Genomic DNA, 13,813 nt, shown 5'->3' on the forward strand with positions numbered 1-13,813 from the left:
GGCAGGGCTCTTACACATTAGCGGTTGTGATTTACATATCGATCATTATCCCTCAGCATTCCAGTGGATCTTTTTCTGATGAGTTATTCGCTTTTCAGTTTCAGTTGTCCTGTTGCTTTTTTCAATTGCAGCTCCGCTAATTGAAGGCTGAAGCTGGTTTGGAGAATGCCCAGTTTGTTCTTAGTTAATGCCAGCTCAGCATCGGAGAGTTCGAGTCTGGTACCGAGGCCATGGCGGTATCTGTCGGAAACCATATCGAAGTTCACTTTCGCAGCTTCCACATTTTGTTTTTGTATTTGCCATTGATCGTATGCCTGATTCAGATTCGCTTTCAGCGTTATCACTTCTGTTTGCGCAACACTTTCCAACTCGGCAAGCGCCAGTTCATTTTGCTGAATGCTGATTCCTGATTGCCTGCTCTTATGCGAAAGCCTGCTTCCCGAATAGATCGGGATATCGAGCGACAACCCCACAAAAGATGAACGGGGGTATGCATAATTCCATGGTTGCGGATGATCTGCCTGCGCCTGTAACTGATATGCACCGATGGCATGCAGTTTTGGCCTGAATACAGCTTTCACCTGCTCCAATGCAATTCTTGACCTGTTTAGTTGAAGTGACTGCATTTTCAGATCAGTACGCCCTGCAACCGACTGCGATACATTTTCGGTGATCGGCAGCAGGTCCGGATTCCAACCGGATTGAACCAAGCTATCTGTAAGAATCAGTTCTGTGGCGGCATTCAGGCCAAGCAGCTGCTTCAGCTGCTGCAACTGCACCACAGAATTATTCCTGAGCTCCGATAACCCTGCCCGCAGATTCTGCACTGCAATGAAATTGCTGAGCGTATCGGATTTCAGATTCTTTCCCTGAATGAACAGCAATCTTGAATCGCTCAATGCAAGCTCATTGCGTTGCAGACTTTGCTGCAGTACTGTCTGCTGCTCTTTCAGCAGCAGTATTCTCAGATAAAGCGTTGAAATATCCAGCGCAAGCGACTCTTCGGTATTCTTTGCTTCTTCCCGTTTCAATTCATTGTCTATTCCAGCCAGTTTGATATTGGATCTATTGGCTGGATTGATCAGTGCATAACGCGCCTGCAATGTTGCAAGGAATGCATACCGGCCGCTGAACTGCACATCGCCTGGCTTGGGAGTTGCCTGTTCATTGCGCAGATATATCACCGGCAATTCTGTATTTACGAGATAAGAAGAATTCAATGATACTTCTGGAAGCCGGTAGCTCTTCGCTTCTTTGATGGCCAACTCAGATTTGCTGTACTCCAGCGACCTGATCAGCAGGCTCCGGTTTCCTTTTGCTGCCGTCCGCAAAGCCTGTTCCAGACTCAGTTCCATAGTCTGTGCTTTTGCCTGAATAAGTACCGGCCATGCAAATGCAGCAAGGATTATTTTTTTGAAGCTATAATGTATGTTCATGTGAACATCAGTTTTGAATGATGAAAACTATTCCGCATCGTGGATCTCCACTACTTCCTTAACTCTTTTTGAAGAAGAGAAATAAGAATACACTGCCGGAATGATGAATAAAGTGAGCAGCCCCGCAAACACCAGTCCGCCTGCAATTACAATCCCCAGCGATTGTCTGCTGTTGGCTGTCATGGCAATGGGCAATGCGCCGAAGATCATTGCCAGCGAAGTCATGAGAATGGGTCTGAATCTTTGCTCTGCTGCATGTATCGCTGCATCGAACTTCGACATGCCGGTTTGCTTGAGGTGATTGGCGAATTCAACAATGAGGATACCGTTCTTGGTGATCAATCCCACCAATGTGATAATGCCGATCTGACTGAATACATTCAGGCTTTGCCCAAACCAGTGCAGACTGAGTACCGCACCTGTAACAGCCATTGGAACGGTAAGCATGATGATGAGCGGATCGCGCAGGTTGCCGAACTGTGCGGCGAGTATCATGTAGATCAGCAGCAGCGCCAGTATCAGCGTCATGTTGATATTGCCCTGACTCTCTTTGAAGTCTCTCGATTGCCCGGCAAAGGTTGATTTGAAATTCGCTCCGAGCACTTCATTTCTGATGCGTTCCATTTCTTCGATGCCTTCGGCAAGGCTCACTCCGGGCGCAAGGCCGGCGGATACTGTTGCAGATGTGTATTGATCGTAACGATAGATCGCAGCCGGACTGATCCCTTCTTCCACCGTTACCAGATTATCCAATGAGATCATTTGATTGTTTGCAGAACGAACGTAGATGGACCGAAGGTCGCTCACATCATTTCGGTTGATATGTTCTACCTGTCCGATCACTTCGTACTGCCGGTCGTTTTGCAGGTAGTATCCATATCGCTGGCCGGAGAAAGACAGTTGCAGCGCGCGTGCCACTTCAGCAATGGAAACGCCCATTAGTGCTGCTTTCTTTCTGTCGATATTTATTTTGAGTTCGGGTTTGTTGATCTTCAGATCAGCGTCGGCAAACATCAGCTTACTGCTCTGGCGTACTGCACCGAGAAATCTGGGCAGCACCGCAGAGATGCTGTCGAGGTCTGGTGCCTGCAAAACAAATTGCACGGGCATACCACCTCCGTATCTCGTTCCAATAGTGGGCGGCATGTACGGGAAGATCAGCATATTCCTGAACTTTCCCGATGCCATCGCATATTGATTGTACAGTTGCTGAATGGAATTTTTTCTTTCCTTCGGATCTTTCAGATAGATCGATTGCACCGCAAAACTTGTAGGGGCTGGTGCAGGAATAAAAGATATAGCCACCATCGAGTAGGTCTGATACAGCCCGTCAGTAGAATCGTTTACATAGTTGCCCACTTCTACCATGTTCTTCTTCATCTTGTCGAATGAAACGCCTTCGGGAGCAATGGCAATCAGACTTAGATTGCTCCTGTCTTCAACTGGTGCCAGTTCTGAAGGTAGTTTCTTGCCTACCAGATAGATCAGTAAAGAAGCACCCACGAGAAACACCCAGGCCAGCCAGCGATGTTTCATGAAGGCTTTCAGCCAGGAGGCGTATCCATTGTTCAGCTTAACAAACAGAGGTTCGGTTTTACGATACAGCCAGTTGTGTTTCTCCGGTTTCTTCAGCAGGTACGCGCTCAGCATGGGAGAAAGCGTAAGCGCCACAAAGGCTGACACCATTACAGATCCGGATACTACAATGGCAAATTCCTTGAACAGCTGTCCACTGATCCCTCCCATAAAAATGATGGGCATAAACACAGCTGCAAGCGTGATGGTGGTAGAGATCACTGCGAAGTAGATTTCTTTGCTGCCCGCAAATGCAGCCTGGATGGGACTCATACCCTCTTCTACTTTCTTGTAAATATTTTCGAGTACCACAATGGCGTCGTCCACTACAAGGCCGATAGCCAGTACAAGTCCGAGCAGGGTGAGTACGTTGATGGAGAATCCTGCCACATACATAATGAAGAATGCCGACATGATGGAAACCGGAATAGCAAGTACCGGAATGATGGTAGAGCGCCAGTCGCGCAGGAAGAGGAAGATGATCACCACCACCAATCCAAATGCGATGAAGATGGTCTCTTCTACTTCTTTGATGGATTCACGCACCGGCTTGGTATAATCGAATCCCACTATCAGACGGTAATCCGATGATATTTCTTTTCGAAGCTGATCGAGCCGTTTGTAAAATTCATCCACCACTTCAATGGCATTGGCGCCGCGCTGGATCTGAATGGCCACACCAATACCGATAGTATTTTTTCCTCCGGTACCGTTGATGATCGCATTGCGTTCATTCAGTTCTCCGAGTTGCGCATAGCCAACATCGCGGAGTCTCACTACTGCACCGCCAACCTGACGAAGAATCATTTCGTCGAAGTCTTCCGGTGTTGTCAGTCTGCCGATGGTGCGTACGCTGAGTTCCGTGGTGTTACCTTCGATACGGCCCGAAGGGAGATCGATATTTTCTTTTGCCAGCGCGTTACGGATATCTTCCGGCGTCAGCTGATAGGCAGCGAGCTTCACAGGATCGAAACGCAGGCGCATCGCATATTTGTGTTCGCCAACGATGGCTACGCGCTGGATGCCGGGAATGGACTGCATCCTGTCTTTCACTACAGTGGATGCGAGGTGACTTACTTCTTTGATGTCTTTCGTATCACTTTCCACTTCGAGAAATGCTACGAGGTTATCGGGAGAACTTGCTTTCTCTACAATCGGCGGATCAACATCCGCAGGCAATTGGTTCTTTGATTTGGAAACTTTATCCCTCACATCATTAAGGGCATCTTCCAACACAACATCACGATTGAATTCGATGGTGATAACACTTACCTGTTCTCTCGATTCGGAGGAAACAGTTCTAACGCCATTTGCTTCTGCAATGCTTTCTTCGAGTGGCCGGGTAATTTTGGAGGCGATCACATCGGGACTGGCGCCGGGATAAAAAGTAACTACGGCAATCACCGGAGGTTCCGTCATAGGAAACTCTCTTACGCCCAGCTGACGCCAACCCACCCAACCAGCAATTACAATGAGGGCAGAAAATATTGCAGAGAGCACTGGTTTCTTTATGCTCAGAGATGGTAAACTCATGATTGATTATTTGCAGAATAATTAATGGATCACAGGACTGACGGGCATTCCGTCTGATGCGCGGAGCATATTGGAGATCATCACGGTGTCTCCGCTTACGATGCCTGCATTTATCTGTGCCTGGCTCTCATTGCGGCTGCCGACTGTTACACCTGTGATCTTTGCCACACCGTTCTTCACCAGAAACACGCTGTAGCCATTGCCTCCGGGAATCAGCGCTTCAGTTGGGATCATCACTCCTTTTGCATTGCCGGGAGTTGTGGGGAAGGATACTTTCACAGACATGCCTGCTTTCAGTTTTTCACCGTTGTTAGCTACGGTTGCCTGAACAACGATATTGCGCGACGACAGATCCACCGATGCTTCAGCAGATACCACTACTGCATTTACTTTCTCATCGCTCAGGACTGTAGTGAACTGAATGCGTGTGCCGGGCTTCACCAGCGACAGGTATTTTTCTCCGATACTGAATGAGACTTTCAGCGTGTGCTGATCTTCCAGCCTCACCAATGGCATACCCGGATTAACCAATGTGCCGGTAAATACTTTACTGATGCCGATGCGGCCGGAGAAAGGAGCTTTGATGGTGGTTTTGGAAAGCTCTACCTGCAACACTTCTTCTGCAGCCTGCAGTGATTGCAGTTTCGCAAGAGCGATATCATATTCTTCCTGACGCACTGTTTCTGTTTTGAGCAGCGCATTCAATCGCTTTTCAGTAGCGGCAGCGAGCTGGAGATCGGCTTTCAGCTGCCGGATACGCGCGAGAATGTCGGCATTGTCCAAACTGTAGAGTGTTTGTCCGGCCTGCACATAGCTGCCATCTCTGAACAGCACGGCTGTTATTTTCTTCATCAGCTCCGCAGTAATTTCCACTGACCGATCGGGCATCAGTGAACCGGCAACTGTTTCTGACTGCTGCAAAGGAGATTCACTGGCAACGAGAATGTCCACAGGTAAAGCAGGAACAGGGGCTGGATCAGCGGCTGGCGCCGGCTTTCCGCTTTCCTGTTTTTTAGGTGAGCAGGCCATCAGCGATGCTGTGATTGCTGAAGCCAGTATCCATGAATGTAATGTTGATTTTTGCATACTTGATTATTCAATTCAAAAAATTGAATTCAAAAGTAGCTGCGGGTACCGCCGGAGGAGTTACACTTTGAACGGTAAGATTTATACATTGTAAACCAACTGAAGTTGCTGAAAACAGAAATTGCGCATAGCCATCAATGTAATCACCGATGCATATGCGCAATAATATAGTAGTGACAATAAAAAAACGGGCATCCTGCCCGTTCTGAATGTTAATGAATCTCAACCGCTGTAAAACCAGCTTTCTCTACAGCCTGCTTCACCTGTTCGGCAGAGACTGCTTCGTTTGAAATTGTCAACACTTTATCGGGTGTGTTCACATCCACTTCCCAGTTGTCTTCTCCGATTGTTTCGTTGAGAAAGGGAGTAGCTTTATTCACACATCCGGAACATTTGATATTCGTTTTGAAAAGTACTGATACCATATTTGTAAGATTTAGATTTCGTATTGCTTAATTGCAGTACTAAGGTAGAATGGGTATCAGCAAATCATTTTCAGAATAACCGGAGGATTTTACATAATTATTGGTTAACCGATCTCTACGGTTACTTCATCGTTGAGAGGGTAGCTCTGGCAAAGCAGCACCATGCCTGCTTCCAGCTCTTCTTTGCCCAGCACATAGTTTTGTTTCATCACTACATTGCCGGCAGTGAGGCGGGCTGCGCATTTGCCGCAGGTACCGTTATTGCAGGAGTTGGGCACAGCAATCCTGTCTGTGAGTGCAGCATTGAGGATGTTGAAGCCAGGTTGCACTTCCAGCAGATTCGATTGTTCGTAGTAGTGCAGCATCACTTCGAACATCTGCGTGGGAAGTTCTACCGGTGGTGCTGTTTCTTCAGGAAGGTATCTTTCAGAAAAGATATTGTTCTCAGGAACCTCCAGCGCAGCAAGCGCTTCCTGATGAAGTTGTATCAGGCCGGATGGCCCGCAGATAAAGAATTGTGAATGATCAAGCTCACCGGCAACATATTTTTTGAGCAGCTTTTTTATAACGAGTCTGTTCAACCGGCCGGCAATGGTTTCATCGGCACAGAGGCAGGTTTCATCAGCCTGTTGGGATAATGCATGAACCATATTGAATCGCGCACCGAACTCTTCTTTCCAGCGATTCAACTGTTCTCTGAAAATAATATCATCTGTGGTTCTGTTGGAATAGAGAAACGTGATGTTGGTTTCCGGTTGCGAATGCAGTACCTGTTTTGCAATTGAAAAAACAGGTGTGATGCCACTACCCGCCGCCAGCAATACCAGGTGTTTTGTTTCCGAAGGAGCCGTGAAGGCGCCATAGGGTCCCTCCACCTGCCAGTGGGCAACCTGGGCTGCATTGTCAACGAGGTAGCTGCTCATCAGTCCGCCCTCGATCTTCTTCACGGTTATTGCTGGCCGGGGATCGATGCCCGGCGCAGTGCACAGCGAATACGATCGCGTAACAGGCTTGCTATCGATGAGTATGGTGAGGTTTACAAATTGTCCGGGTTTATAGTCGAATGGTTGAGATCCCGTATCGAAATGGATCGTTACAGTATCTTTTGTTTCCCGCGTCACAGAGGCCGTTCTCCAGATAAAAAGTTTATTCATAGTACTGTAATGGTTCGCCGATATTAGTTCGGCGTTTTACTGATCTCCGACTTATCCTGCCTGATCTTTTTGAAATGGGAAGGCGTGAGTCCGGTTTCATTCCTGAACTGTGCCGACAAATGCGCCACACTGCTGAAACCCAGTCTGAATGCGATGTCCGTAAGTGTATCCGATGAATATACCAGCAACTCTTTCACTTTTTCGATGCGATAGTTGATGATGTATCTTTCGAGTGTAGTTCCTTCGAGCATTGCAAAGGTGGTGCTTACAGATTCGTATTCCTTATGCATCATTCCTGTAACGAGCCCTGAGAAAGTGAATCCCGGTTCAAAATCCCAGGAGCCTGCATACACCTGCTCCACCAGCGATTTTACTTCGCGCACGAGCTTCACTCTTTTATCTTCCAGCAGGGTAAATCCCAATGGTGACAATTTCTCCTGAATAATTCCCAGATCCAGCGCAGACAAGGCGGAAAGCGATGTAAGCTCTCCCAGTTGCACTTCCGTTACAGGCATCTGCAGTTTGGCCAGTTCATTTCTGATGGTAAAGATACAACGATCGCATACCATGCCTTTGATATATATTTTATGGCTGCCTTGCATAATAGGTGGTTTTATGCTGCAAGATGGCGCCACTCACTCAAAGCCAATTACATAATAACGGATAAGATTTATACAATTACCCGGAAACCTTATCCAGCGGTCTGCGCTTGTTCTCTTTGATCTGCTTGAAATGAGAAGGGGTTAATCCAATCACTTTTTTGAATTGGCTGGACAGGTATTGCACACTGCTGTAACCCAGTTTGGAAGCGATTTCGCCGAGACTGAGCTCATCGTACATCAACAGTTCTTTTGCGCGTTCGATCCTTTGGAGGATCAGGTATTTTTCGATGGTGATGCCTTCAATGGAACTGAACAGCAGGCTGAGCGACTGGTAATCCTGCTGCAATTGCTGTTGCAGCAGCACGGAGAGTTTCTTCGTCATCTTTACCTCATCGGAGCCGTGCACCAGTTGTATGATGGTTTTCTTGATCTTCTCAACAGTGGCCCTTTTCTTATCGTCGAGCAACTCAAATCCGAGACTGTGCAGTTCTTGTTTCAATGCCTGCAATTGCTGAGCAGTGGGCTGTTTCGTGAGATGCACTTCGCCCAGCTCGATATGGTCGTATGGGAACTGAAGCTGATCGAGCTTTTCTTTCACTACAAGTATGCAGCGATCGCAAACCATATTTTTGATGTATATCTCCATATCAGGCATCAAAGATAGCATTCCCGAATATCAGTTCGTTCACCAGCCTGATTTCGTCTGCATTGATGGTATGCCCCATGTTGTCGTAGATCTGTTCGGTAACATCGGCCCCCATATTGCGCAGAATATTGGTAGATGCATATACCCGTTCTACCGGTACATGAAAATCAGGATTGGAACTGCCGATGAACACCGGCGTGCCTTCGAATGATCCTGCATATTTTTCGGGATAGATCTTATCGCCAATCAGTCCGCCGGTGAATGCTACTGCACCTCCGTACCGGGCTGCATTTCTTGTAATGAACTCCAGTGTGAGACAGGCTCCCTGCGAAAATCCGAGGAAGTAAATATTTTCTTTGGTGATGCCCTGCTTTTGCAGATCATCGACCATCTTTTTCAGCAGATCCAGTGCAGAGCTCAGCCAGGGCTCGTTCTGAGCAGGCGGAGCCAGAAAGGATTGCGGATACCATGTATTGTTGGTAGCCTGCGGAGCAAGCAGTGCAAAATCACTCACAGGAAAATAATTGGCGAGCGACAAAATATCTTCTGCGGATGCTCCTCTTCCATGTATCATGATCATCGCTTTCGATGCCTGTTCAACCGGCTTGCCTGCTTTGATAATATTTTCTGTATGCATATGATTGTCTCCTTACTTTAAGATGGGCAATACTTTTTCGATCTCTGCGCGCATGGGTTCGTACTGTTTGGGCAATCTCAATCCTGCTCCCAGCTGATCGAGCGGTTCATCTACTGTGAAACCGGGGTTATCGGTAGCTATTTCAAACAGCACTCCACCGGGTTCTCTGAAGTAGAGTGAGAAGAAGTAATCCCTGTCGATCTTTGGTGTGATCTGCAAACCTTTGCTGAGCACTTTATCTCTGAACTTCATCAGTATGGTATCGTCCGACACCCTGAAAGCCACGTGGTGATTGGTTCCTGCAGCATTGTAGCCCGGTTTGCCATCCGGCAGTTCGAGCAGATCGATCACTCCGGCTTCGTTCACTGCATCGGTTACGTAGCGATGGCGGTTGCCTTCTTTCGCAAGCAGACGATAACCGAATATATCTGTAAGCACTGCGGCTGTTGCTTCTGTACTCCTGAGTGATAAGGTGGTGCTGTGAAAACCTCTGATGGCCATAGCGGCAGTGATGTCTTCGGATACCCATGGCGCTCTGGTGTCTTCCTTCACAGGTGCAACCAGACTAATGCTGAGCCCATCAGGATCTGTGAATGAAAGATACGATTCGCCGAAACGCACCGTTGGTTCAGCAAATGAAACATTGAAACGGGTGAGGCGTTCTTTCCAGGCATCGAGACTGTTTGCAGGCACTGAATAGGCGATATCAGTGGCCATACCGGTGCCGGGTCTGCCCTGACCGATTCCTTCCCATGGGAAGAAAGTGAGAATTGTACCGGGCGTACCGTTCTCGTTGCCATAATAAAAATGGTAGGTGCCGGGATCATCAAAATTGACTGTTTTTTTCACCAGTCTGAGACCGAGCACTTTTGTATAGAAATCGAAGTTTCGCTGGGCGTCTGCTGCGATTGCGGTAATATGATGAAGCCCTTGTATTTGTTCGTTCATTGTGTATCGATTTAATACAGCAAAATTCTTACTTAACACATTTTTCGCCAATGAACTACATTAAGCCAAAAAGTTAATCCAGATTAAGGGATCGTATGGGTTAATCCTCATCAGGGTCTACAACGTCGGTTTCAGCTACTCTTCCTACCTGTCCGTCTTCCAGTCTAACCTTGATGCCACGTGAGTGATAAGCCGCTGAGGTCAGCAGGTCTTTTACAATGCCGTAGGTGAGTTTTCCGGATCGCTGATCTTTCTTGAGAATGATGGCCACTTCCAATCCGGGGTAAACATCTTTTCTGTATTGTCCATTCATTTGTTCGGTGTTTTCTTTGGCAAAATTATCGAATGCAGGCGGCATTAAATCGCCGATATTTGCCTTCTTATGAGTCAGGCATCAGGTAGCCCGATGGGGCACAGCGTACATTTCAGAAGATTTCAGCTTGCGGAGCTCAATGAGTCGCTGATTGCGGCGAATAGCGGGGACGGCAGTTTTGCCCGTCCGGAAGATTATCGCCTGATCTCTCCGCATTCGCTCGAACTGGGAAACGGTGTTTTTCTGAACCGCCTCGCCTACCCTGTTTTTCCTCCGGTTACCGTATTGGTGCAACAGCAGCAGCTGCTGATCTCCTGCGCGTGCAATCAGAATCCTGCACAATTATGCATTCACGAAAGCCAGGTGCTGATGGCATTGCTGCGTCGTGAGGAGTTCGGCGTATTCTTCATTCCGGCGCTGCGTTATGAGAAACTGAAAAAATTCGGCGCTGATTACGGATTGGGGAATGTGACTAATCCCGATGATTATTTTTCAGTACGATGGGAAAACAAACTGGTGATAACTCCGAGGCATCCATCGATGCAGCCCATCACCAGTGATGCTTTGCAATCGATGAGCCAGCTGCTGTTTCCTCCAACGGAAGAGGTGATCATCAACGATCATAATGCTGAAGGGAAAACCATCATCACAGTATTCAGACAACACAAGTACCATAAACATCTGCTGATTGAATTGTACAGTGCAGGTGTAACAAAGGATGGGAAGATCAAGAATCCGCTGACACCTATCGCTCCGCTCGATCTTGCGTGGAAACTGGATGATCCCGAACATCTCAAATTCTACACAGCCGTTCATAAATTCCAGAATCATCCTGATCCTAAAAGATCCGACTCGGATCTGAAAGCGCTCAAAGCAATCATAAAGAATCCGGCGAAGTACAGAACTTTTATTCATGATGCGGATGCATCGGAAAACATAACGGTCAGTTCCATCAAACCGGTAAAGACATTGCTGCTGCAAAACAGCATCCGCCTCACTGTTACAAAAGAAAGCGACTTCTACATGCTGGGAGGAAAGCTGCTGCTGGAGAACAGGCAATTCCCGCTCAGTGAAGCACTGCTTCGATTCAACTGGTTTTTGCAGGCGGACGACAATCTCTATCTCATCGATCAGCTCGCAGCGCTGGGCATGATAGAACTGATGAAGAAAAGAAATCATTTTCTCATCCACAGCAATAAGTTCGACGAGTTCAAAGATCAGGTGCTGAATAAACTGGAAGACAAACTGCCTATCGACTACCAGTACCTCACCACTGCAGATACATCGGAGATGGCGAAGCCCGAATTGCATAAGCAAATACAGCGCATCATCTATCTCTCCGATCTGAAGAATTATGTGATGATCATTCCCGTGATCAGGTATGGAGAAATGGAGATACCCATCCGTACAAAACGGTTGATCCATGTAACCAATGCAAAGGGTAAAGATGTGCTGCTTCCGCGCAACGAAGCTGCTGAAGCGGCTTTCACAGCGCTGATCCTAAGCCAGCATCCGCATTTTGAAGAACAGTTGGATTCCGATCTGCATTACTGGTATCTGCACCGCGATCGATTTCTCTCCGAAGACTGGTTCTTACAGGCATTTGAACAATGGGAGAAAGAAGGAATAACGGTGCTTGGATTCAACGATCTCGATCACAATAAAAGAAGCCCGCACAAGGCAAAGGTGAATATCAAAATACTCAGTGGCATCAACTGGTTCAATGCAGATATCAGTGTAAGGTTTGGCAAGAAGAAGGCTTCGCTGAAACAACTGTACAAGAGCATCCGCAACCGGAATAAATATGTGCAGCTCGACGACGGCACACAGGGCATACTGCCTGAAGAATGGATCGAGAAATTCTCTCATTATTTCAATGCGGCAGAGATCATCGATGAGTCTACCATTCGTATCAGCAAGGCCAATCTCACTGCCATTGAAGAACTGTACAATGCAGCCATACCCGATGAAACTATCAGCCAGGAGATCAGTGCATACCGGAGCAAACTCGAAAACATCAGGGAGATTGCTGAAATAGCAGTACCTGCCGAACTGAACGCGGTGCTCAGACCTTACCAGAAAGAAGGACTCAACTGGCTCAATGCCCTCGACGATCTTAGTTTCGGAGGTGTGCTCGCCGATGATATGGGATTGGGGAAATCGATTCAGATCATCGCCTTCATACTTTCTCAGCGTAAGAAAGTGCAACAGAACACCAACCTGCTGATTGTTCCTTCTTCGCTTGTTTTCAACTGGCAGGAAGAACTGGAACGCTTTGCACCCGACATCCAAATTTGTGTGATGCAGGGAGCGAACCGTGTGCGCAGCACAGAAACTTTCGATCAGTACGAGATTGTATTGACCACTTACGGAACCTTGCTTTCGGATGTACAACTATTGAAAGATTATCACTTCAACTATATCTTCCTCGACGAATCGCAGAATATCAAGAACCCTGAAACGCAACGCTACAAAGCAGTCCGGTTGCTGAATGCGAGGAACAGGATTGCCATAACAGGCACACCTATCGAGAACAACACTTTCGATCTGTTCAGTCAGCTTTCCTTTGCCTGTCCGGGTTTGCTGGGCAATAAGCAATATTTCAGGGATATATTTTCTATTCCCATCGATACATTCAAATACAGCAAACGGGCGGTGGAGCTGCAACAGAAAACGAAGCCGTTCATTCTTCGCCGTACCAAAGAAGAAGTGGCTACTGAACTGCCGGAGAAAACAGAAATGGTGCTGCACTGCGAAATGGATGCAGAGCAACGAGGTATCTACGATGCCTATGAGAAGGAGTTCAGAGACTATATTTCCGCTACCACCGAAGATGAGATAAAGAAGAACCCGATGAACGTGTTGAAAGGATTGACGCGTCTCCGACAGATCTGCGACTCACCCGCATTGCTTGGAGACGATGCGCTCACAGGCCGCAGTTCGGCCAAGATCGAAACACTCATCGATCAGATAGAAACCAAATCGCCACGCCATAAAATTCTGGTGTTTTCTCAGTTCGTGAGCATGCTCGATCTGATTGCAGCGCAGCTGCAAATGCGTGGCATCGGTTATGAAACACTTACCGGCAGTACGCGCAATCGCGGAGAGGTGGTGAATTCATTCCAGAGCAATCCGCAGAAACGGGTGTTTCTGATCAGTCTTAAAGCCGGAGGTACCGGCCTCAATCTAACAGAAGCGGATTATGTGTACATCGTAGATCCGTGGTGGAATCCCGCTGTGGAAAATCAGGCAATCGACCGTGCACACAGGATTGGGCAGAACAAGAAAGTGATAGCTATCCGCCTCATTTGCACAAACACGGTAGAAGAAAAGATTGTGCAGATGCAGCAGGCGAAGCAGTCACTGGCCAATGACCTGATTAAGTCCGGTAACACATTAGCGCCTGCATTGTCGAGAAATGAACTGATGGAGTTGCTGAGTTTTCAACCGGCGTAACC

11 protein-coding genes are annotated in these 13,813 nt (G+C 47.5%); 1 reads left to right on the plus strand and 10 read right to left on the minus strand.

What is annotated here, in order from left to right:
* Nucleotides 1–83: 83 nt before the first annotated feature.
* The 10 genes from HHL16_RS17065 to HHL16_RS17110 all read right to left on the minus strand — a co-directional run bounded on the left by HHL16_RS17065 (nucleotide 84) and on the right by HHL16_RS17110 (nucleotide 10,400).
* Nucleotides 84–1,436 carry a TolC family protein gene (locus tag HHL16_RS17065; protein ID WP_169426384.1) on the minus strand — a complete coding sequence of 451 codons (1,353 nt, stop codon included), beginning with the start codon at nucleotides 1,434–1,436 and terminating at the stop codon, nucleotides 84–86.
* 27 nt (nucleotides 1,437–1,463) lie between these two features.
* Nucleotides 1,464–4,544, minus strand: a complete 3,081-nt coding sequence (locus HHL16_RS17070) for an efflux RND transporter permease subunit (protein ID WP_169426385.1) — start codon at nucleotides 4,542–4,544, stop codon at nucleotides 1,464–1,466.
* Nucleotides 4,545–4,565: 21 nt separating this feature from the next.
* Entirely contained in the window at nucleotides 4,566–5,630 is a 1,065-nt protein-coding gene (locus tag HHL16_RS17075; RefSeq protein WP_169426386.1) for an efflux RND transporter periplasmic adaptor subunit, read from the minus strand.
* Between the two features lie 212 nt (nucleotides 5,631–5,842).
* Nucleotides 5,843–6,055: a heavy-metal-associated domain-containing protein gene (locus HHL16_RS17080; protein ID WP_169426387.1), complete on the minus strand. Its 213-nt coding sequence runs from the start codon at nucleotides 6,053–6,055 to the stop codon at nucleotides 5,843–5,845.
* Between the two features lie 104 nt (nucleotides 6,056–6,159).
* Entirely contained in the window at nucleotides 6,160–7,209 is a 1,050-nt protein-coding gene (locus HHL16_RS17085; protein WP_169426388.1) for a ferredoxin--NADP reductase, read from the minus strand.
* 23 nt (nucleotides 7,210–7,232) lie between these two features.
* Nucleotides 7,233–7,811 carry an AraC family transcriptional regulator gene (locus HHL16_RS17090; RefSeq protein WP_169426389.1) on the minus strand — a complete coding sequence of 193 codons (579 nt, stop codon included), beginning with the start codon at nucleotides 7,809–7,811 and terminating at the stop codon, nucleotides 7,233–7,235.
* A 76-nt stretch (nucleotides 7,812–7,887) separates the two neighbouring features.
* Nucleotides 7,888–8,457: a helix-turn-helix transcriptional regulator gene (locus HHL16_RS17095; protein WP_169426390.1), complete on the minus strand. Its 570-nt coding sequence runs from the start codon at nucleotides 8,455–8,457 to the stop codon at nucleotides 7,888–7,890.
* Between the two features lies 1 nt (nucleotide 8,458).
* Nucleotides 8,459–9,094 (minus strand): dienelactone hydrolase family protein, encoded by a 636-nt coding sequence (locus tag HHL16_RS17100; RefSeq protein WP_169426391.1) that lies wholly within the window; start codon nucleotides 9,092–9,094, stop codon nucleotides 8,459–8,461.
* A 12-nt stretch (nucleotides 9,095–9,106) separates the two neighbouring features.
* On the minus strand, nucleotides 9,107–10,042 hold the full coding sequence (locus HHL16_RS17105) for a ring-cleaving dioxygenase (protein WP_169426392.1): 936 nt from the start codon (nucleotides 10,040–10,042) through the stop codon (nucleotides 9,107–9,109).
* 100 nt (nucleotides 10,043–10,142) lie between these two features.
* Nucleotides 10,143–10,400: a YwbE family protein gene (locus HHL16_RS17110; RefSeq protein ID WP_346766846.1), complete on the minus strand. Its 258-nt coding sequence runs from the start codon at nucleotides 10,398–10,400 to the stop codon at nucleotides 10,143–10,145.
* Nucleotides 10,401–10,424: 24 nt separating this feature from the next.
* On the opposite strand from HHL16_RS17110, the gene HHL16_RS17115 reads away from it, so the two are divergent.
* Nucleotides 10,425–13,811: a DEAD/DEAH box helicase gene (locus tag HHL16_RS17115; RefSeq protein WP_240966213.1), complete on the plus strand. Its 3,387-nt coding sequence runs from the start codon at nucleotides 10,425–10,427 to the stop codon at nucleotides 13,809–13,811.
* The last annotated feature ends 2 nt before the right edge of the window (nucleotides 13,812–13,813 follow it).

Source organism: Pseudoflavitalea sp. G-6-1-2, from assembly GCF_012927185.1.
GTDB lineage: Bacteria > Bacteroidota > Bacteroidia > Chitinophagales > Chitinophagaceae > Pseudobacter.